Source organism: Rothia sp. HMSC066G07, assembly GCF_001814485.1.
In the GTDB taxonomy this organism is placed as follows: Bacteria; Actinomycetota; Actinomycetes; order Actinomycetales; family Micrococcaceae; genus Rothia.
This window is the reverse complement of record NZ_KV816917.1, coordinates 89,815-111,298: the sequence shown is the minus strand read 5'-3', so window position 1 is coordinate 111,298 and position 21,484 is coordinate 89,815. Positions and strand designations below refer to the sequence as shown.

The 21,484-nt window shown below is 59.2% G+C and carries 18 protein-coding genes; 8 read left to right on the top strand and 10 right to left on the bottom strand.

Going from position 1 to position 21,484, the window contains the following annotated elements:
- Positions 1–63 precede the first annotated feature (63 nt).
- Together HMPREF2971_RS00950 and HMPREF2971_RS00945 are read left to right on the top strand one after the other, a co-directional pair.
- Positions 64–1,659, top strand: a complete 1,596-nt coding sequence (locus HMPREF2971_RS00950; protein ID WP_049338603.1) for an amino acid permease — start codon at positions 64–66, stop codon at positions 1,657–1,659.
- Between the two features lie 298 nt (positions 1,660–1,957).
- The gene (locus tag HMPREF2971_RS00945) at positions 1,958–3,010 is read left to right on the top strand and encodes an ornithine cyclodeaminase (RefSeq protein ID WP_005504242.1); all 1,053 of its coding nucleotides are present in this window, start codon (positions 1,958–1,960) and stop codon (positions 3,008–3,010) included.
- 220 nt (positions 3,011–3,230) lie between these two features.
- Here HMPREF2971_RS00945 and HMPREF2971_RS00940 read toward each other — a convergent pair whose 3' ends face one another.
- The 5 genes from HMPREF2971_RS00940 to HMPREF2971_RS00920 all read right to left on the bottom strand — a co-directional run bounded on the left by HMPREF2971_RS00940 (position 3,231) and on the right by HMPREF2971_RS00920 (position 7,756).
- Positions 3,231–4,046, bottom strand: a complete 816-nt coding sequence (locus HMPREF2971_RS00940) for a hypothetical protein (RefSeq protein WP_070690650.1) — start codon at positions 4,044–4,046, stop codon at positions 3,231–3,233.
- A 264-nt stretch (positions 4,047–4,310) separates the two neighbouring features.
- A complete protein-coding gene (locus HMPREF2971_RS00935) occupies positions 4,311–5,057 on the bottom strand; it encodes a TrmH family RNA methyltransferase (RefSeq protein ID WP_246825008.1) in 747 nt (248 codons plus the stop codon).
- Positions 5,058–5,180: 123 nt separating this feature from the next.
- Entirely contained in the window at positions 5,181–5,762 is a 582-nt protein-coding gene (gene pyrE, locus HMPREF2971_RS00930; RefSeq protein ID WP_005504234.1) for an orotate phosphoribosyltransferase, read from the bottom strand.
- A gap of 65 nt (positions 5,763–5,827) precedes the next feature.
- Positions 5,828–7,396 (bottom strand): aminodeoxychorismate synthase component I, encoded by a 1,569-nt coding sequence (pabB, locus tag HMPREF2971_RS00925; RefSeq protein ID WP_070690647.1) that lies wholly within the window; start codon positions 7,394–7,396, stop codon positions 5,828–5,830.
- Between the two features lie 27 nt (positions 7,397–7,423).
- Positions 7,424–7,756, bottom strand: coding sequence for a rhodanese-like domain-containing protein (locus HMPREF2971_RS00920; RefSeq protein ID WP_005504230.1), 333 nt, complete (start codon positions 7,754–7,756; stop codon positions 7,424–7,426).
- A gap of 310 nt (positions 7,757–8,066) precedes the next feature.
- Between HMPREF2971_RS00920 and HMPREF2971_RS00915 the strand changes: the two genes are divergently transcribed.
- The 5 genes from HMPREF2971_RS00915 (at position 8,067) to HMPREF2971_RS00895 (ending at position 14,529) form a co-directional block, all read left to right on the top strand.
- Positions 8,067–9,527, top strand: a complete 1,461-nt coding sequence (locus HMPREF2971_RS00915) for a peptide MFS transporter (protein ID WP_070690644.1) — start codon at positions 8,067–8,069, stop codon at positions 9,525–9,527.
- A gap of 332 nt (positions 9,528–9,859) precedes the next feature.
- Positions 9,860–11,050: a Fic family protein gene (locus HMPREF2971_RS00910; protein ID WP_070690641.1), complete on the top strand. Its 1,191-nt coding sequence runs from the start codon at positions 9,860–9,862 to the stop codon at positions 11,048–11,050.
- Positions 11,051–11,297: 247 nt separating this feature from the next.
- Entirely contained in the window at positions 11,298–11,822 is a 525-nt protein-coding gene (locus HMPREF2971_RS00905; protein ID WP_049326806.1) for a DUF4242 domain-containing protein, read from the top strand.
- Positions 11,823–11,852: 30 nt separating this feature from the next.
- Positions 11,853–12,938: an acyl-CoA dehydrogenase family protein gene (locus HMPREF2971_RS00900; RefSeq protein WP_070507412.1), complete on the top strand. Its 1,086-nt coding sequence runs from the start codon at positions 11,853–11,855 to the stop codon at positions 12,936–12,938.
- Between the two features lie 256 nt (positions 12,939–13,194).
- The gene (locus HMPREF2971_RS00895) at positions 13,195–14,529 is read left to right on the top strand and encodes a uracil-xanthine permease family protein (protein WP_070690638.1); all 1,335 of its coding nucleotides are present in this window, start codon (positions 13,195–13,197) and stop codon (positions 14,527–14,529) included.
- Positions 14,530–14,651: 122 nt separating this feature from the next.
- Here HMPREF2971_RS00895 and HMPREF2971_RS00890 read toward each other — a convergent pair whose 3' ends face one another.
- From HMPREF2971_RS00890 to HMPREF2971_RS00875, 4 genes are all read right to left on the bottom strand, one after another.
- A complete protein-coding gene (locus HMPREF2971_RS00890; protein WP_070690635.1) occupies positions 14,652–16,169 on the bottom strand; it encodes an ATP-binding protein in 1,518 nt (505 codons plus the stop codon).
- Between the two features lie 178 nt (positions 16,170–16,347).
- Positions 16,348–17,160, bottom strand: a complete 813-nt coding sequence (locus tag HMPREF2971_RS00885; protein ID WP_070690632.1) for an HAD-IIB family hydrolase — start codon at positions 17,158–17,160, stop codon at positions 16,348–16,350.
- 102 nt (positions 17,161–17,262) lie between these two features.
- The gene (locus HMPREF2971_RS00880) at positions 17,263–17,808 is read right to left on the bottom strand and encodes a YbhB/YbcL family Raf kinase inhibitor-like protein (protein WP_049352893.1); all 546 of its coding nucleotides are present in this window, start codon (positions 17,806–17,808) and stop codon (positions 17,263–17,265) included.
- An 83-nt stretch (positions 17,809–17,891) separates the two neighbouring features.
- Positions 17,892–18,827: a carbohydrate kinase family protein gene (locus HMPREF2971_RS00875; protein ID WP_070690630.1), complete on the bottom strand. Its 936-nt coding sequence runs from the start codon at positions 18,825–18,827 to the stop codon at positions 17,892–17,894.
- Positions 18,828–19,114: 287 nt separating this feature from the next.
- On the opposite strand from HMPREF2971_RS00875, the gene HMPREF2971_RS00870 reads away from it, so the two are divergent.
- Positions 19,115–20,551: a glyceraldehyde-3-phosphate dehydrogenase gene (locus HMPREF2971_RS00870; protein WP_070690628.1), complete on the top strand. Its 1,437-nt coding sequence runs from the start codon at positions 19,115–19,117 to the stop codon at positions 20,549–20,551.
- A gap of 265 nt (positions 20,552–20,816) precedes the next feature.
- Here the strand turns inward: HMPREF2971_RS00870 and HMPREF2971_RS00865 are convergent, their stop codons facing one another.
- Positions 20,817–21,401, bottom strand: coding sequence for an NAD(P)H-dependent oxidoreductase (locus tag HMPREF2971_RS00865; protein WP_070690626.1), 585 nt, complete (start codon positions 21,399–21,401; stop codon positions 20,817–20,819).
- Positions 21,402–21,484 lie beyond the last annotated feature (83 nt).

Here is a 21,484-nt window from a genome sequence, read left to right as displayed (position 1 = left end):
CGTGTTCCCAACCACATTTCGTGTAGCACGTGCTTTAGACGTAACTATCCAAGGAGGCATAGCGTGAGCACCTCACCGAACAAGAACCCGCAGACTTCTGCAGCGGATCAATACACTAAGCCCCCCACAGACGACCCGTTCGCACACGAACAGGAAGGCTTCCACAAGGGGCTTGGCGCACGTCAGCTCCAGATGATCGCCATCGGTTCCGCTATTGGTACCGGCCTGTTCCTGGGCACCGGTAGCCGCCTGCAGGACGCAGGCCCCATGCTCGCCGTCATCTACGCCGTCATCGGCTTCTTCGGCTACCTGATCCTTCGAGCCCTCGGCGAGCTGATCCTTCACCGCCCCTCCTCGGGCTCCTTCGTCTCCTACACCCGCGAATTCTACGGCGAAAAGGCCGCATTCGTATCCGGATGGCTGTACTGGCTGAACTGGGCAATGACCGCCGTTGCAGACGCCACCGCTATCGCCATCTACATCAGCTGGTTCGGTCGATACAACCAGTTCTTCGCAGACATTCCCCAGTGGCTTAGCGCATTCATCGTCGTTATCATCACCGTGGCTCTAAACCTCATCTCCGTGAAGCTCTTCGGTGAGCTGGAATTCTGGTTCGCACTCATTAAGATTCTTGCCCTGCTGTCCTTCATGGCGGTAGGTATCTGGTACCTGGTCTTCGGTGAGCCCATCAACGGCGTCACCCCCGGCCTGAGCCTTATTGCAGCCAATGACGGCTTCTTCCCCAACGGCATTCTTCCCGCTCTTATCGTGGTTCAGGGCGTTGTGTTCGCCTACGCCGGTATTGAGCTGGTCGGCACCACCAGTGGTGAAACCAAGAACGTTGAGAAGGTTATCCCCCGCGCTATCAACACCGTGATCTGGCGTATCGCGATCTTCTACGTTGGTTCCGTGGTTCTGCTCTGCCTGCTCATGCCCTACACCGCATACAAGGATGCAGAGTCGCCGTTCGTGACCTTCTTCGACGCTATCGGTATTCAAGGCACCGCACCGATTATGCAGCTGGTCGTTATTACCGCGGCTGCTTCCTCGCTGAACGCTGGCCTGTACTCCACCGGTCGTATCCTCCACTCGATGGGTGTTGCAGGTTCGGCACCGAAGTTCACCACTAAGGTGTCCCGCTCCGGCGTTCCGGTGGCAGGTATTCTGCTGACCGGTGTGATTGGCCTCTTCGGTGTTGTGCTGAACTTCTTCGTTCCCGAGCAGGCGTTCGAGGTCGTGCTGAACATCGCCTCGGTGGGCACCATGGCTAGCTGGGCGGCTATCGCAATGTCGCACCAGAAGTACCTGAAGCTGGTCGGCGAGGGCAAGTACAAGCGCCCCAACTACCGTGCACCCGGCGGTCGTTTCAGCGACTGGGCTGTGATGGTCTTCCTGGCTGTTGTGCTGGTGCTGATGGCACTGGATTACCCGGTCGGCACCTACACCCTGGCATCGCTGTTGCTGGTTATCCCGCTGCTGATTATCGGCTGGTACACGGTTCGTGACCGCGTCAACGAGATTGCTCGCGTCCGTGAAGGCTACACCGGTTCCGTGCCCGTGATTGCTGCCCGCCCCGTGGTGAAGAAGCTCGTTTCGGAGCCTCGTACCCACATTGACCTGGGTGACCTTGAGGACGAGGACAACCCGAAGGGTAGCTAACCCGACCGGTTGCCTGTAATCCCGGTAATATCCCGGCGAAGGCGAATGAGGGGGTTCTAGACCCTAGCCCTAGACTCTAGGAGATCTAGGCTCTAGGAGCTCTAGACTCTAGAACCCCCCTCCCTGCACGTCTTTTCGTGTTCGTTCCGTATTACATCCGTGTAATACATAAAGCAAAGTACATATCTACAGCATTTCTAATACGGTGTGTCCTGCAATATATTTTGAGATAATAGATATCCGCAGTGACCACCAGATGCACAAAGAAGTTTTGTGCAGATATTCAAAGGAGAAAATCATGACTGAACGTCCTAGCGCACACGCGGTGGAATTTGTTGACGTCGCCTCGATGGCGAAGTGGATTCAGAAGGACGGCGTAGGCAACATCATTGCCGGCATGGTCGACTTCCTCGAAGAAGACTTCAAGAAGTGGCAGAGCTTCGACAAGATTCCGCGCGTCGCCTCCCACACCCCCTTCGGTGTGATTGAGCTGATGCCCACCTCCGACAACATCACCTACTCCTTCAAGTACGTGAACGGCCACCCGTCGAACCCGGCACGCGGCTTCCAGACCGTGACCGCATTCGGTCTGCTCGCTGACGTGGACAACGGCTACCCGGTGTTCCTGGCTGAGATGACCCTGCTGACCGCGCTGCGTACCGCTGGCGTGTCCGCCATGGTTGCTAAGCACCTGGCACGCAAGGATTCGAAGAAGATGGCAATGATTGGTACCGGCTCGCAGTCTGAGTTCCAGGCGCTGGGTATGCGCGCTGTGCTCGGCATTGAGGACCTGTCCGTCTACGACGTTGACCCGCACGCGATGGAGAAGTTCCGCCGTAACCTGGAGCCGCTGGGCTTCCGCATCCACCTGGCTAAGGACGTGGATGAGGCTGTTGAGGGTGCCGACATTATTACCACCTGCACCGCCGATAAGCAGCAGGCGAAGGTTCTGCTGGACCGCCAGGTAAAGCCCGGCGTGCACCTGAACGCTATTGGTGGCGACTGCCCCGGCAAGACTGAGCTGGAAAGCGAAATTCTGGACCGCTCCACTGTGTTTGTTGAGTTCCCGCCGCAGACCCGCATTGAGGGCGAGATTCAGCAGAAGGACCCGGACTTCCCGGTGGTGGAGTTCTGGAAGGTTCTGACCGGTGAGGAGCCGGGCCGCGTGTCGGATGAGCAGATTACCCTGTTTGATTCGGTGGGCTTCGCGATTGCTGACTTCTCGGGTCTGCGTTATGCCCGTGCGGCTACGCAGGACACCGACCTGCAGCAGTTCATTGACCTGGTTGCTAGCCCGGATGATCCGAAGGATCTGTACTCGCTGGTGAACGTTAACGTCCCGGTGGGTTAAAGGGCTAAGCAGCCTGACGCTGAGTGGCCTTGAGCTGGCTGGCATGTAGGTGCACCAGCTTAGGCTGCGAGGTTGAGAGTGAATAAAGTGAGGGCCGGGGAGTGGTGACACTCCCCGGCTCCTTCTTGTGCAATTTTTGTGTGGGCAGATTCTCTTGTGCGCAGATTTCATATGGGCAACCCGCGGGCGGTTCACCCGTTCTGCCCTTCAGCGGGTGTGGCTACTGGTGGGTGGCGATAATTTCGCGCGCCTTCGCTATCTTCGCATCACGATAGGCCTTCAAATCATTCAGCAGCGCCTGATTCTTCTCAATCAAAGGACCCTGATAGGACGCCTCAAGATCACCCAAACGCTGAGCCAACCTCACCTTCTCACTACATTGAGCTTCAATGGTTGCCAGGCGGATCTTCTCCTCCAACACTTTGGGATCATCAGCATTCAGATTGGCCGTTTCTTGGCTCGTCCATTCACCGTCCCCGGTGCGAGGCGTCAACCCTTTCTCACGCTGGCAGTCCCACCAATCTGAGCGGGCTTTCTTCCATTCAGGGTCACCCTGCGCACGCATGTACGCTTCACTACGGATACGACCGACAGGGCGGTACTTTTTCTCATCATCCTCATCAAAATAGAGCATATCCAGTTCTTCCCGATGCTCTTCGCGGCAGCTGACCCTGACGTCTTCAGGGATGCTCTTATAAATCCTTTCCTGCTCTTCTCCGACTTTGCTGGACGTAAAATGATTCGCCACATGCTTCACATTCCAGAGGCCATACTCGGAAGCGTTGCCAGAAACCAAGCCGTTTTCTAGAATTTCAAAATCGTATCCCTTTTTCGCGTAGCACTCTTTAAGAATCAACAAATACGCTCTATATGTTATATCTAGGGCCTGGTCACTCATGTCATATTCGTCGAGCGGAAGAGTAATATAGTTATTTTCAAAATCCAGCTGGGCTTTGAGGCTAGTATCTTTAGGCGCAGCGGCACAGGAACTTAAAGCTAAAGCAAAGCAGGCGAACAGAGCAGCAGATTTCTTCATTGTTACCGACTCCTTTCAGGGGAATGACGCCGCGGTCATTCATATCCACAACCCGCAACCATTGGCGAGCCGAAGCCAGGAAATCCATCGTACGCTCCGGCAGAAATCGAGCGTACAATTCTCATATCCTCTGTGACTTGCGTTAACACTAACACGCCTAGATAATTTCATGCGTGGTTTAAGCCGCCCAAACCACAACGAAAAAGGTTCCGACGCGCACACAACGCATCGGAACCTTTAAACACCTCATAAACAGCCGCCAAACTACGACGGAATCTGGCCAAACACATGGCGGCGAACCCACGCATGCATCGCAATACCCGCAGCCGTCGCCGCATTCATCGAACGCGTCGACCCAAACTGCTCAATCGACAGAGTATCCCTAGCCGCCGCATGCAACTCCTCCGACAAACCCGGGCCCTCCTGGCCAAAAACCAGCACACACTTCTTCGGCAGATCATACGTCTCCAGCGGCACCGAATCCGGAAAAATATCAATACCAATAATCTCCAGACCCTCACCCTGCGCCCACGCCACAAAATCCTCAATCGTCGGATGATGACGCACATGCTGATAACGATCCGTCACCATCGCACCACGACGATTCCAGCGGCGACGCCCAATAATATGGACCTCCTTCGCCAACATCGCATTCGCCGTGCGCACCACCGTGCCAATATTCAAATCATGCTGCCAATTCTCAATCGCCACATGAAAATCATGGCGGCGCGTATCCAGGTCAGCAATAATCGCGTCCATCGACCAGTAACGGTACTTATCCATCACGTTACGGCGGTCACCCTCACGCAGCAGCTCCTCATCCCAATGGTCGCCCTCAGGCCACGGGCCCTCCCACGGGCCCACACCCACCTCAAAACGGGCAGTACCCTGCTCAGTACCCTCAACAGCCTCAGCTACAGTCGCCTCCGCAGGCACAGCCTCAGCCGCCTCACGATTCTCAACCATCACAACCACCTTCACGCCAACAACCAGCGCCACACCGGCGCCCACAGAGCCATCTTACAGACAAAAACCCGCACCACCAGCCACACACAGCAGCCAGCGGCACGGGTTCACCCGCCGCAACGGGAACGTCTTAAAAATTCACGAGATCCTAGTCCAAGCCAGTAGAGACTAGTCCAGGCCCAGCTCATCCTTCGAGTACGCGTACAGGCACGGAACGCCCGCAACCTCTTCCACATGCTCCTTAGCGCCGGTCGCACGGTCAACAATCACAGCAACCGCCACAACCTCAGCGCCAGCCTTACGCAGCGCCTCAACAGCGGTCAGCGCAGAACCACCGGTCGTGGAGGTGTCCTCAACAGCAACCACGCGGCGACCCTCAACGCTCGGGCCCTCCACCTGACGGCCCATGCCGTAAGACTTCTGAGCCTTACGCACCACAAACGCGTCAATCGCACGGTCCTGATCGCCAGCGGCACGCATAATCGCGGTACCCACCGGGTCAGCACCCATGGTCAGGCCGCCAGCGGCCTCAAACTCGATGCCGTTCTTATCCAGCAGGTCCAGCATGACCTGACCGACCAGGCGAGAAGCCTCATGGTGCAGGGTGATGCGGCGCAGGTCAACGTAGTAGTCGGCTTCCTTGCCGGAGGCGAGGACCACGTGCCCGCGCACAACAGCCAGCTCCATAATCAGCTGGCGCAGGCGTTCACGGGCTTCTTCAATGGGGAGGTTTTCAGAAAGCTTAGTCATAGTTCAAGTGTAGCGGCTCACGTGCAGGCGGTGCAGGCTATTCCCTGTGCTATTCCAGCGCTAGGCTATTCCACCACGCGACCCACCGACGGCGGCAACGCGGCACGCAGCTTCGTCAGCATCTCCTCATACTCGGCGGTCGGGTCGGAATCAGCCACGATAGCGCCACCCGCGGCAAGAGTCACCGTGCCCTCATCGTGCGCCACGAGCGTGCGAATCACAATCGACAGGTTCGCCGAACCATCCACCGACACAAAGCCCAGAGCACCCGAATACACGCCGCGAGCGCGACCCTCCAGGCCCTCAATAATCTGCATGGTCGAGGGCTTCGGGGCACCCGTCATCGAACCACCCGGGAAGCACGCCCGCGCGGCAGCCACCGCGCTCACACCCTCACGCAGACGCGAGCTGACCGTAGACACCAGCTGGTGCACCGTCGAATAGCTCTCCACGCCCATGAGTACCGGCACGCGCACGGACGCCGGGTCAGACACCGTGGACAGGTCATTACGCAGCAAATCCACGATCATGAGGTTCTCGGCGCGGGTCTTCTCATCGGTACGCAACCAAGCTGCGGCCGCGGCGTCTTCCTCCGGGGTGGCCCCGCGCGGCACCGTGCCCTTAATCGGCTTCGTCTGGGCATTACGCTGCTCATCCACGCTCAAAAAACGCTCCGGCGAGGAAGAAAGCACCGAAAAATCACCGCACCGCAAATACGCCGCATACGGCGCCGAATTGTGGGCGCGCTGGCGGCGGTACAGCTCAAAGAAAAGCTCCGGGCTCGGGTTGGGGATGCGCGCGTTCGTCTGCGCGGTCAGGCACACCTCGTAGCTGTTACCCTCGTAGATTTCGTGCTGACTAGCGCGGACGGCGTCCATGTAGGCTTCCGCGGCGGGTGCCGGGAAGAGCAGGAGCTCGGTAAGCTCAGGGGCGTTGACGGGAGTATTTTCGGAGGCGCACTCCCCCGCCGCATTCAGCGCCGCGCTCAGCAACCGCTCCGCCGCCTCACACCACGGCTCATCGCCCACCAGCCAGCTACGCGCCGCAACCCCCGGGCGGGCATGCTCATGCACCAGGTAGCGGACCGCCGGCAACCACAGAGAATCCGGGGTCGGCGCCTCATGCGCCGGCAGGTAGCCGGGCACCGGGTAACCGTGCTCCAGACCCATGGCGGCACGCGCCTCATAGCCGAAATAGCCCACGTAACCGCCACGCAAACCCGCGGGCAGACCGGTCGCCGCCGCGGCATCCGGGTGCACGCGCGGTGCGCGGGCGAGCGCCGCCTCCAGCTGGGCAAAGGGGTCTTCCGTACCGGATTCAGCCGCCGCACGCGCCGAATCCACGCGCAAAGGCGACAGCTGCGCCGGAACCACACCCACATACGAGGCGACCGACATGGGCGACTCCTCGCGCGCCGAATCCAGCCAGAAGGAATACTCAGCGCCACCGCTCAGCAGCGGGTACGCCTCCTCGCAGTTCACCGCGAAAGGAAGCGGGCGCACGATAAGCTCCCGCGTCTGCGCATCCCACGGGATGCTCTGCAGAATACTCGGCAGGGCATGAGGGGACGCAGAAGCGGGAGCGTTCGGGGTAGAAAAAATACGGTCCGCGGAAGTTTCAGTCACGGACTCCATTGTATGGCGTACAGGCGAACTGGCGGTTTAGTGAACGACTGCGGGTGCTTCGCCGTTTTCGCTGGTCATCGGCAGACCGGCAGCGAACCATGCGCTGGTGCCGCCCGCAATGTTGTGTGCGGCGTAGCCGTGTTCGCGCAGGAAGGTTGCCGCGCGGTTCGAACGGCCGCCACCGTGACAGATGACGTAGAAGTCCTCGCCGGGTGCGGGCAGTTCTTCCAGACGCTCAGCGATGGTGCCGAGGGTGATGTGCTTGGCGCCGGTGGCGTGGCCGCCCTCCCACTCGTAGTCTTCACGCACGTCGATGATGGTTGCGCCGGCAGGAACGTCGCGGGGGTCAACCTGGGGTACAGCAGTCATGGGGTTCTCCTTTGAATTGAATGAGGACGGGCCGGTCGGCACGGTGGGGTGCCGGGTGGGCATAGTCGTGGTTCCACTCTAGCGCGTTGGGGGTGTGTGGCGCATCTAGCCCGGTATTTGGGGGTTTGTGAGATTCGGAAATGATGCATACGAAAAAATCGAAATGGTTTTTCATGCACTGATTGATAGTTCAATCTTTGAAATACAGGCACACACCATGTATACATATGCACCTATAAGGGTATAGACTTAAACACATATTGCCCGGGTCACATAGAACCCCGGGCTTGCACAGAAAAGAATTACCACCATGCCTCACACCATCACAGGTGCCGAACCCAAGGACACCAAGACCTTCTTCGGCCACCCGCGCATGCTCGCGAACCTGTTCACCGTAGAAATGTGGGAGCGCTTCTCCTTCTACGGTATGCAGGGCATCATGATCTACTACCTGTACTACACCGCCGACAAGGGCGGCCTGGGTCTCGACCAGGCCCTCGCCACCGGCGTTATCGGCGCGTACGGTGCAGTCGTGTACCTCATGGCAATTCTTGGCGGCATCCTCGGTGACCGCCTCCTCGGCCCCGAGCGTACCCTCTTCTACTCCGCTATCGGCATCATGGCGGGCCACATCTCCCTCTCCCTCATCCCCGGCATTCCGGGTGTGGTGATTGGTCTGCTGCTGGTCGCTATCGGCTCCGGTGGTCTGAAGAGTAATGCCTCCGTGCTGGTCGGCTCCCTCTACTCGGACAACGACCACCGCCGCGACGCGGGCTTCACCATCTTCTACATCGGCGTGAACACCGGTGCACTCATCGGCCCGATTCTGACCGGTTGGGGCTGGAGCACCGGCGGTTTCCACCTCGGATTTGGCCTGGCTGCTATCGGTATGGCTGCCGGCCTGATTCAGTACTCGCTGACCCGCAAGAACCTGCCCGCCTCCGTACACCACGTGGGCACCCCCTTCACCAGCGCTCAGAAGCGTAACTTCTTCCTGGCACTGGTCGGTATCGTCGTCGTTCTCGGTATCCTGCTGGCAACCGGCCTGATGACCGCAGACAACCTCAAGAACTGGGTCATGGGCTTCATCTTCATCGGCGCTATCGCCCTGTTCGCTCAGCTGCTGACCGCTAAGGACGTCACCGCGGATGAGCGTTCCCGCGTCACCGCATTCATTCCCCTGTGGATTGCAAACGCCGTGTTCTGGGCACTGTACCAGCAGCAGTTCACCGTCATGGCGGTGTACTCGGATGAGCGCCTCAACTGGAACATCCTGGGCATGGAACTGAGCCCGAACCTGGTCAACTCCATCAACCCGATTTTCATCATCGTCTTCGGCATGATGTTCTCCGCCCTGTGGACCAAATGGGGTGAACGTCAGCCGGTGACCACCGTGAAGTTCTCCGCAGCGCTGATTATTATTGGCCTGGCGTTCTGGATCTTCCTCGCTCAGGCGGGCGTTCAGAGCGTGAACGTCGGCTGGATTGTGCTGATTCTATTCGTCTGCACCATCGCTGAACTGATTATTTCCCCGGTGGGCATTTCGCTGGCGACCAAGCTCGCACCGAAGGCGCACCGCGTGAACATGATGGCGCTGTACTTCACCTCCGTGGCAATGGGTACCGTGCTGTCGGGTTGGCTGGCTCAGTTCTACAGCATGGAAACTGAAGTTCCCTACTTCACCTGGATGGGTATTATCACCATCGCGACCGGTGTGCTGCTGTTCCTGGTGCACAAGCCGGTTCAGAAGATGATGCGCGGCGTGAAGTAGCCACAAAGTTGCTTATCTACACTGCCAACTCGCTGCTTCGGGCAGCGTGAGCGTGTAGATGTGAGGGCCCAGAATCCTTGAATTACCAAGGGTTCGGGGCCCTTACTATACGCCCTGGTACATGCTCCAGTGTATGCCCCGGTGTATGCTCCCGGCAGTCGGAGCCCCGGAATGTCGAGGGGGGTTCAGGAGGGGCGTTCGGAGCATGTTCCTTAATGAGACAATCCGCGCAGATTTTCTTATTAAGCGCCTTAATAAGAAAATTGAAGTGTATTGTCTTATTAAGACCCCTCAAGCACGACCAGCATTAACGACACCCAGGAGGAGGAACCATGCCCTCAGCCACCACCTGGCCCGCCCTCACATGGGAGCCGCAAACCCCCTTGGTTCACCGGGACGCCCTCGCCTCCCGACGCGCAACGCGCCGCAACTCCGGCACCTTCTCCAGCGCCGTACCCGCTTCCATTGCCGCACTCAACGTCGAACTCAGCCCCGCACTGCGAGCGCGCCTCCAGGAGAACGCCACCGCAATGACCCGCTTCGATGAGCGGCTCCACCACATCGGCGGCATCCCCTTCTCTGCGGTTCTTCTGCGTGGCGAATCCGCCTCCAGCTCGCAGATCGAAAACCTCACCGTTAGTGCCCGCAAGCTCTCACTGGCTGTCCTGGGTGCAAGCGGGTCGACAGTTGGCGTTAACGCCGAGCTGGTGGCACGCAACGTTCACGCCATGCGTGCAGCCTTGAACACCGCAGAAAACATTAGCGTCGATAACATCCTCGCGATGCACCGCGAACTGACCCGCGGCCTACAGCAGGACTCCGGCGTACTCCGCACCCAGTGGGTGTGGATTAAGGGCGATTCGCCGGTAACCGCCGACTATGTGGCGCCGCATCACGAGAGGGTTCCTGCCGCCCTCGAAGACCTTGTAGCCTTCATGAACCGCCGCGATATTGACCCCCTCGCGCAGGCGGCTATCGCGCACGCCCAATTTGAAACGATTCACCCTTTCACTGACGGCAACGGCAGAACCGGGCGAGCCCTCATCTCCGCGCTCCTGCTCGCCCGCGGCGTCACCCGCCACGTGATTCTGCCCGTCTCCTCCGGGCTGTTGCACGATACCGATGGGTACATTCAGGCGCTCACCGACTACCGTGCAGGCGATGCTGAGCCCATCATCGAGCTCTTCATCGACGCCGCGCAGAAGGCAATCACCAACGCAGAACTCCTGGCGCAAGACATTGAAACCCTGCGCGATGAGGTGCTGTCCATTGCCCAGCGTAAAACCCCTCTCCTGCGTTCCCTCACCGACCTGTGCTGTACCGAGCCCGCCTTCACCGCACGCATGGTGGAGGAACACACGCGGGGGTCCCGGGCTAGTGTGTATCGCCTCCTCAACCGCATGGTGGAGTTGCAAATTCTGCGTGAAGAACGCGTCAAAATTCAGGGGCAAAAAGTGTGGACTGTCCCCGCTCTCAACCGCGCCCTCGACGACTTTGCAGCACGAGCGGGACGGCGCGGATAGATGCGCCTCCGGGTTCGATAACCCACGCGAAAATTCTGCGGCTGTAGGCGGGTTCCCATGCACGGAACTGTGACGATTTATGTCTCCGCATGAACACACATGACGAACATTAGAGTCAAAAAGGACGTATTAAGCCACGAACAGAAATCTACTAGACAGCCCTCAACCACGGGTCTAAGGTGAATCCATAACAAACCGGAAGGCCCCTTCCGGAACAACCCTTCAACCCTAAGCCGAGGAGAACATCATGGCACTTTACCTGGTAGAACTGACCCCCGCACAGCCGTCCAAGGACGAAGCAACCGCACTCATCGAGACCGTCAACTCGTCCCTGAGCCACGGCGCCGAGCTCATCGAAACCCAGGTCTCCGCAGACCACAAGATTGTCTTCGTCATCGTCGAAGCTGAGAGCACCGCATTCGGCCCCGACCTCACCGCAGCCATCGGTGAGCGCGCAGCCGTCGCAGGCCCCGACGCAGTCCGCCTGGTCGGCGCAGAGCTCGAAGACATCAAGAAGCTCAAGAAGGACGCAGACTACCTGGTTGAGTGGGACATCCCCGCAGAGATCACTATGGAACAGTACCTGACCCGCAAGAAGGCAAACGCGCCCAAGTACGCTGAAGTACCTGAGGTTTCCTTCCTGCGCACCTACGTTCGCGAAGACACCGCAAAGTGCCTCTGCTTCTACGACGCACCCGACGAAGAAGCTGTTGTTCGCGCCCGTAAGGCCGTCAGCACCCCCATTGACCGACTGTTCAAGCTGCACGCATAGATGTGACACTCCCCGCTTAGGAGAAACCCCATGTCCGAGTTCACTCTCGAACCCCTCTACGACTACCCCCAGCGCGAGCAGGTGCTCGCACTCGCCCGAACCCACGCTAGCGCGGTTGACCGTGGCGAGCGTTCCCCCTTCGAGAACCTGCGCGAAATCGCTAAGGACGGCCTGATTACCCTGGGCCGTGACGGCGACTCCCTGGTCCCCCAGGTTTCGGTAGCGTTCGACCTTGCCACCGAGGATGCCTCCACGGCGTTCTCCCTGTGGGCTCACCGCTCCACCATCGCGTTCTTTGACGCTGTGGGCCGCGAGCTGCCCGAGGGTCTGGCGGATGCAACCGTCAGCGGCACCACCGCGATGGCGGCAGCGTACAAGGAGGCTTCGGGCCTGGCACCGATTAAGGTTGAGGGCACTCTCGTTGAGGGCGGTCTGAAGCTGAACGGTTCCGTGTCGTGGGCGTCGAACCTGTACCCGGGCGGCGTGATTGTTCTTCCGGTGGCTGTGCAGAACGCCCCGGAGAGCCACCCGAACCGCTACATCGTGACGGTTCGCCAGAACGTTGAGGGTCTGAGCGTTGACTACCACCGCAACCTGCTGGCACTGAACGGCACCGAGTCTGGCACTCTGAAGTTCGAGGACGTTTTCGTTCCGAGCGAGGACATTCTGAGCGATAACATTGAGGCGTTCTTGCACGATGTGACCGCGCCGTTCCTGCTGGTTCAGTCGTCGTTCTGCTTGGGTCTTGCCGCTGGTGCTCTACAGGAGGCTGCTAAGCATCTGGACGTCTCCCAGGGTGTGTTCCGTCCTGAGTTCCCGCTGATTCTGACGGAGTACCAGAGCCTGCGTGAGGAACTGGTTCGCCTGGCGTCTGAGCCGGAGCGTGCTGAGCGTCGTGACCTGCTGAGCTTGCGTTTGGGTGTTTCGCACTTTGCGACCATTGCTACTCACTTTGAGCTGCAGGTTGTTGGAGGCGCCGGTTACGTGGCTACTTCCCCGACTGCTCGTCGCCTGCGTGAGGCGTCGTTCCTGCCGGTTCAGTCGCCGACCGAAGGTCACCTGCGATATGAGTTGGCGCGTTACGATCACCTGGAGAACCTGCGTGACGCTCTCTAAGCTAATGAGCTACGTATAGCGAGTGTTTTTATTCGCTCTTTGCATCAATACCCCGTATATGCTTTGAATTGCATATACGGGGTATTGATGCATTCTGGGCTATATACGGGATATGGAGCCCACAATAAAAGAAGACTATGCCCTAATTAACGTATCCCTGCTCATATTTATAGGCGTTTAGCTGTGACCTACACCCATATGCGCGTAGAATTATGTGGAATTTTATACACCACCACATTCACCTCAGGAGCTCCCTTTGAGCATCTCTAAACTTCTCGGCTTTGACTGGTCGATTCACGGCGACGGTCGAAGCATTCAGCCCGGTTCCTTCGTCGCCCCGAACGAGCGCCTCGCATGGCCGATCACCATCGGTATCGGCGCGCAGCACGTGGTCGCAATGTTCGGCGCGACCTTCCTCGTGCCGATCATTACCGGCTTCCCGCCGGCAACCACCCTGTTCTTCTCGGGTATCGGTACGGTCCTGTTCCTGCTGATTACCCGCGGACGCGTCCCCTCCTACCTGGGTTCCTCGTTCGCATTCATTGCACCCCTGGCGGCTGCTATGAACTCGCACGGCCCGGCTGGTGCCCTCGGCGGTATCGTCATGGCGGGTGCGGCGCTGTTCCTGGTCGGTCTGATTGTTCAGTTCGCTGGCACCGGCTGGCTGACCAAGCTCATGCCCCCGGTCGTAACCGGTTCGATTGTGGCGCTGATTGGCTTCAACCTGGCAAAGAGCGCTAAGGACAACTTCATGGTGGCACCGGTGACCGCGCTGGTGACCCTGTGCTCCATCATCCTGATTTCGGTGCTGTTCAAGGGCATCATTGGCCGCCTGTCCATCCTGCTGGGTGTGGGCATTGGTTACATCACCGCTGTGATTCGCGGCGAGGTAGATTTCTCCAAGATTGACAAGGCAGTTGAGACTCAGGGCATCGTTGGTCTGCCGCAGTTCCAGACCCCCGAGTTCCACTGGGAGCTCGCCGGCCTGTTCATCCCCGTGATTCTGGTGCTGGTGGCTGAGAACATCGGCCACGTGAAGTCTGTTGCTCTGATGAGCGGCAAGAACCTCGACGACTACTCGGGTCGCGCCCTCATGGCGGACGGCCTGGCAACCACCATCGCCGGTATGGGCGGCGGTTCGGGTACCACCACCTACGCTGAAAACATTGGCGTTATGGCTGCAACCAAGGTGTACTCCACCGCGGCGTACTGGGTGGCTGCTATCTTCGCGATTGCGCTGTCCATGTTCCCCGCATTCGGTGCGGCAATTGCGACCGTCCCGGCGGGTGTTCTGGGCGGTGCCGCAACCGTTCTGTACGGCATGATCGGTATGCTCGGCGCACGTATTTGGAGCGAGAACCGTGTGAACTTCTCGAACCAGATCAACCTGACCACCGCCGCTGTGGCGCTGATTGTGGGTATCGCAGACTACACCTGGACCTTCGGCGAGCTGTCCTTCGCCGGTATTGCTCTGGGTACCGCTGCGACCCTGATTATCTTCCACCTGATGACCTTCATTGCGAAGTACACGAAGGCCGCTGGCGACCCGCTGGAGCCCTTCGACCCTGAGAAGAGCACCGAGGTGCACTAGGTTTTAGCTCCTCACGCTTACGCCTGTTGGGAGTGATGCTCCTGAGGCGTAGGCTGTAGAAAAGCGGCCCGGATGGATTGGTTTCCATCCGGGCCGCTTTTGCATGTTAGCCCGATATTCGGTTAGGCCAGGCGGTATGTCGTATTGCGGTTACCTCGACCACCTTCACGCACAATCACGCCCTCTTGAAGGAGCTTCGTGAGGACGTACCGGACCTGCGGCTTCTGCTGCTCAGCAAAAGGCCAGGGAAGAGCACCCATGATGTCCTCGATACCGGCGGGGTGGCGTAGCGAGCGCAGAGCCAGGAGCACCGCCTCCTGACGGTTACCAGGAACCGTAGATGACGATTGGCGCGGGTCTACTTCCGACTTCTGCTGCGGTGAACCAACATCGGCGGCACGAGTACCATCCAGAGGCTCCCTGCTGATAATCGCGGTAAAACGAATGACCCCATCAACGAATTGGATGGGTTTCAGCCCTGCCTGACGCACCGCCTCCTGGGCAGTGTAGATGCCACTACCCTCACCTTCGATGACTCGGTATCCGTCGTCGGGGGTTGTTACATGCGTGCAGACGTCATACAGGCGGTCATTCACGCGGGAGCGTTCGCCGTACTCTTGCAGACGCTGGAGAGTGATTCCGTATAGACCGCCGGGGTTCTCTACAGAGATTCGGTCAGGGAAAATCCTGACGCGCACCTCTTCGGTATCTGCTTTGGGGTTGAGGCTGCGGTGTACGAGTGCATTCGACAGGATCTCGCGAAGGGCAATATCGGGTACTTCCTGCCCGTTGATGAGGTGCCCGTTGGACAGCTCGACAACCGGGTGTGCCAGGTTCCGCTTGACCCATGCCAGAGTCTCTTCGAGCATCGCGGGGATGGGGCCGTCCGCCTCAAACTTGTCGAGGTTGCGGGCTTTACCGCTTGGGTCGATGACGACTCCGGTGACTTTGAGCGAGGGCCTAAACTCCTGAGGGTAAGAACCCAAGGCGTACAGGCCTGCGAGGGAAAGATTATCGGTTCCGAGGGCAATAATTCCCTTACGGCGGAGGACTTCTTCATCGGAACTTCCGGCGAGGCGGCGTGATTTAGCACGGACGTCTCGCAGATAAGCAGTTTTGAGGCCTTCGTCTAGGTCAGCCAGGGAGGTGTATTCTACCGGCTCCTCATCGAATCCGGTGCGTGTCCGCTGAGCTACCATCAGGTCGGTTTCGTGGCGGCTCATTTCGTGGTCACCGTCGCCGGAACGCACGTACGCTTTACCGCCAATGTAGGCGGGGCGTTCATAGGGAGGCAGCGGAGGGATTGCGGCGACAAAGATTTTGGCGTCTTCGTAGAGGATGGTGCCGGATTCCATGGTGTTCGGCGGCTTGAGGCCCCTGCGGAGCTTGTTGCCGAGGGTTTTTTCTAGGTCTGCAGGGTCGTATACGCCTACAGGTGCAAAGTCATTATTCTCGTCGAGGCCGCAGATAATGATTCCGCCCGTGGAACTATTGGAGAAGCTACTCAGGGTTGCGTCTAGGCTTCCGGGGTAGCCTCCGTGGGCTTTTTTAACCTCAATAAACTGCGTATCGCTGCCGTGAGTGCACAGTAGTTTGATGGTTTCAGCAAGCCATTCGGGGGTCCATTCCACGTTGTTCATACAAAAAATTTTAGTCTAGACACAAATCAGATGTAAATCAGACACAAAAATTCGAGTCTAGACATAAATTTTTATGTCTAGACTCAAATTTTTTATGTGTAGACATAAAAGTTTATGTCTGAGTTATGTCTGCGGAGGCTCACCTAGCCGCTAGTGCTGGATAGCTAGTGCTAGGCGGCTAGGACCGTTCGGCGAGCATCGCCTCAATCGTCTGCGCCACACCGTCCTCATGGAAGGCCGGGCAGGTGCGCCCCACCTTCGCAATGAGTGCCGGCTGACCCGACGCCATGGCGAAGCCCTCCCCCGCCCAGCAAAGCATCTCAGCGTCATTCGGCATGTCACCAAACGCCATCACCTCGTGCGCCTCAATGCCGTGGCGTGCCGCGAACTTCTCCAGAATCCGCCCCTTATTCACGGTCTTAGAGCCCATCTCGATGAGCGGCTCACCGACCACGCCGCGGGTCACCGACACCAGCGAACCCACCGCCTGGTGCACGCGCGCCTGCAGAATATCCGGGTCCATGCCGGGCACACGGATCAGGTACTTAATGACCGGGGTTGAGCCAATTCGTTCCAGGGAATCAGCAATACTCGACTCAATAACGCGGGCGCCCTCAAGCACCTCACCGCCGTCGTGAGGCCCCTGAATATAGACGGTGTCTACGGTTTCCAGGGTGTAGGTGGCGTCGGGGAACATGGGTTCTAGGAGTTCGTGGGTGCGGGCAATCACCGCGGGATCTGCGCCGTTGATCTCTTCTACCTCGTTCGCGCCCAGGTGGTACACCACGGCACCGTTAGAGCAGATGGCGTAGGAGTCAAAGTCGGTCTGCTCGCGCAGGGGCGTGAGCCAGCGGCTCGGGCGGCCGGTAACGAAGACGATGTCAATCCCGGCGGCGCGGGCAGCCTCAAGGGCGCGCAGGGTCCGCGGACGGAACCGGAAGTCGTGCCCGATGAGGGTGCCGTCCAGGTCGCTGGCGATGAGTTTAATCATGCAGTGTTTGCCTTCAGTGGTGGGGTGTATCGGTGCTGGGCAGGGTGCAGGGCTGGTTAGGGCGCGGGGCTCGTTAGACTGTGCCAGCGAGCCGGTGTGCCGCTATGCCGCCGGTTCCGCGTAGGTGACGGTCAGGAACGCGCGACCCAGACCGTGGCCGAGCAGGTTAAAGTTCACGACGGCGGGGCTGGCGTTCTCGTCAATATCGAGCTTCTCCACGTCCACGGCGGTGACGCAGAAGATGTAGCGATGCGGGCCGTGACCAGCCGGAGGGGCAGCACCCAGGAAGCCCGCCACACCGGCGTCGTTGCGGTGCGTCAGAGCGCCGGCGGGTGCATCCGCGCCAGTGTCAATGCTGGTCACGTTGGCGGGAATGTTGGAGACAGTCCAGTGCCAGAAGCCGCTAGGGACCGGTGCGTCCGGGTCGAAGCAGGTCAGCACGAAGGACTTGGTGCCCTCGGGGAAGCCGCTCCAGGACAGCTGCGGGGAGCGGTCCTGACCGCCCGCCACGCCGAAAAGGGCGGAGAGCATCCATTCGGGGGCGGTGCCGCCGTCCTGAATGTCGGTGGAGGTCAGGGTGAATTCGGGCAGGTCGGGCAAGCCCGCATAGGGTTCGCGGGGCAGGGGTGCGGTGCCGAGGTTGCTCATTATGCTCCTCAATGGTGGGGTTCGGGTGGATATGGCGACGCCGGCGGACAGAGTGAGCTATCCGCCGGCGAGGCGTAGATTATTTAGCCGTCGAGTACGGCGTCAAGTTCTTCGCGGGTGGGCGGGTTAGCGCCCGCGCGGGAGACGGTGATGCCGGCTGCGGTTGCGGAGAAACGCAGCAGGTCGGCGATGTCTTCGGCGGTCAGTACGGCGACCTTGGCGCGCGCCTCAGCACCGGCGATACCGCGGTCTAGCAGGCCCGCAACGAGTGCCGCCATGAGGGAGTCGCCGGCACCAACAGTGTCCGCAACCTCAACGCGGTGTGCGGGCTGGCTGATGCCCTCGGGGTACTTCTTGGTGAAGGCGATGGGGCCGTCCTCGCCACGGGTGATGACCATCAGCTCGGCGCCGAGGTCAAGCCACGCGCGTGCGGTGTCGTCGAGGGAGCGGTCGGGGTAGAGCCACTGCAGGTCCTCGTCGGATGCCTTCACTACGGTGGAGAGGGACACGAACTTTTCAGCCCATGCGCGGCCCTCGTCGACGTTGTGGATGAGGGTGGGGCGGCAGTTCGGGTCGTAGCTGAGCAGGGCGCTGTCGCGGGCTGCTTCGAAGGCTGCTGCGACCACGTGCGCGCCAGGTTCGAGCATGGCTGCGATGGAGCCGGTGTGCACTGCGTCGGAGCTGCGTGCCAGTTCGGTGAGCTTCTCAGCGACGGAGTCGAGGGACCAGGTGATGTCGAATTCGTACTCTGCTGCGCCGTCGGCACCGATGGTTGCCTGGGCGACGGAGGTGCGCTCAGCACTGTGTTCGAAGGGCAGGGTCACCTGGGATGCTTCCAGGTGTGCGTCAATGCTCTTGCCGTAGGCGTCGGGGCCGTAGTGGCCGACGAAGTTGGTGGGGTGGCCGAGGCGGCGTGCGCCCACGGCTACGTTCATGGGCGATCCGCCGGGGTAGGCGCGGGTTTCTCCGTCGTGCTGGTGGACGACGTCTACGAGTGCTTCACCGATTACAGTCAACATGGTTTCAATTCTACTCATGTTTTCCGGGTCGTGACGTGTGTTTTTGTGGGTATTTAAAGTGGTTTTGCTTTCCCATTTGAGGGCTTATGTTGGCTTGCCGTGTGGGTTCACAAACTGCCTTCTGTCTCTTCTGACTTTTAGCCTCAATATCGCTAATTTTGAGGCTCTGAAGGGGTCCGCACGGGTTAGACTTAAACCGACGCCGGGTCTTAACGCCCGGCACGGTATTGACGCGACAGCATCGTCGCGCCTACCCTCCAACGACGAAGTTAGGAAGAAGGTCATACGTGACGACTGCAACCGCTACCTGGGTTAACCGTGAAGCTACCGCAGAGGAGCTGATCCCCCTCATCGGTAAGCTGCACCGCGAGAACGGCGTGGTGCTGAGCATTCACGGCCGCAGCCTGGTCAACAAGTCTGTCATTGAGCTGCTGAAGCTGCACGATTTCGTATCCCACATCGACGGTGCGCCCCTGAACCCCGCGCACTCCCTCGAGCTGGTTCGCGCCCTGGTTGAGCTGAACCTGGGCGCGTGCTCGATTAACATTGCTGCTCTGCACAAGGCACACCACGAGGCGGGCTCCCCCGAGCTGTCCATGTGGCTGCCCGAGCAGCTGGGTTCCTCCGTGAACCACCAGGGTGACCAGCCGAAGGAGCAGGACGTTGTGCTGTACGGCTTTGGTCGTATTGGTCGCCTGCTGGCTCGTATTCTGCTGGAGCGCTCCTCCTCGCCGCTGGGTTCTGGCCTGAACCTGCGCGCTGTTGTGGTGCGTAAGAACGGCGATAAGGACCTGGTCAAGCGCGCATCCCTGCTGGAGCGCGACTCTGTTCACGGTCCGTTCAAGGGCGTTATTGAGGTGGACGAGGAGAACAGCACCATCATCGCTAACGGTGTTCCGGTTCGCTTCATTTACTCCTCTGACCCGACCACTGTCGACTACACCGAGTACGGCATCAAGGACGCTCTGCTGGTGGACAACACCGGCCGCTGGCGCGACGTTCCGGGCCTTGAGCAGCACCTGAACCGCCCCGGCATTTCTCGTGTTCTGCTGACCGCTCCCGGTAAGGGCGACATGAAGAACATCGTGTTCGGCGTGAACGACAACGTCATCACCGATGAGGACAAGATTGTTTCCGCAGCATCCTGCACCACCAACGCGATTACTCCGGCACTGAAGGTTCTGGATGACGCATACGGTGTTGAGCGCGGCCACGTTGAGACCGTTCACGCATTCACCAACGATCAGAACCTGATTGACAACTTCCACAAGGGTGACCGCCGCGGTCGCTCCGCTGTGCTGAACATGGTCATCACCGAGACCGGTGCTGCAAAGGCTGTTTCTAAGGCTCTGCCGCAGCTGGAAGGCAAGCTGACCGGTAACGCTATCCGCGTTCCCACCCCGGACGTCTCCATGGCAATCCTGAACGTGAAGCTGACCAAGCCCGCAGGTTCCGCTGAGGAACTGAACGAGCTGTTCCGCCGCGAGTCCATCGACGGCGAGCTGCGCCGCCAGGTGGGCTACTCGGATTCCCCCGAGGCTGTTTCCACCGACTTCGTGGGTTCCCGCACCGCAGGTGTTGTGGACTCGCTGGCTACCGTGGTGACCGATGACTCCGCAATTGTCTACGTCTGGTACGACAACGAGTTCGGTTACTCCTGCCAGGTGATTCGCGTTCTGGAGCGTATGGGCGGCTACGACGTGCCCTCCTACCCCGCTAAGTAAGCTACCCCAGCTCATCTAGCACGCATATAACAAACCCACCGGTACATATAGCCATTTGGTTATATTGCCGGTGGGTTTGTTTATGAGGTTATATGCGCAAATAAGGGGTGTCGCACAGAAGCTCAGAAGAGCTACGCGAGCGGTGAATTACGCCTTACGGCGGTACACCACACCCTGATGCGCCCGCAGCGTGAAGCTCGAGGGCACCGGGCGGTTTGCCGCATCCACCTCAGACATGCTTATGAAGGCATGCAGGCTTAAACCCTTACGCCCGACCGAAGACCTCGTTGAGGTGGGCAGTATAGTCAGCGAGATACTGTTCGACCTGCGGATTTTTAATCACGTCATAGCAAATAAAGGTGGGCAACTGGGTAGTCCCCATGAACTCATGGGCCTTATGAAAGTGCATATAGAGGGCATCTACCCCGAGTCCCTCAAAGAAGTCGCCCTCCCGGGTAAAAGCTTCGCGAGGCGCGTTCCACGTCAGCGACAGCATATGACGCCGCCCCTGAAGAAGACCGCCCGTGCCGTATCCTTCAGTGGGGCTGACCCTGTGGCGACCATCATTAGCGTACAGGTTACCCGCACCGGCGGTAAACACCTCGTCCATATATTTTTTCACGGTCCACGGCTCGTGCATCCACCAACCGGGCATCTGCCAGATGACCGCATCCATCCACTGGAATTTTTCTACTTCCTGGTGAATATCGTACCCGTCGTCAATCACAGTTTCTCGCACATGATGACCGAGCGCCGATAACGTATCACGGGCTACTTGATGCAGGGTGTGGTTCAGACGACCCGCCGAGTGGGCGAATGCTTTACCGCCGTCAATCAAAAGAATATTCACTGTAGTTCACTCCTTAAACTCAACACCGCGAGAACGGTTGGCTGTATTCCAGCCGCTTGTTCCACAGTACAGGGCTGTTACGC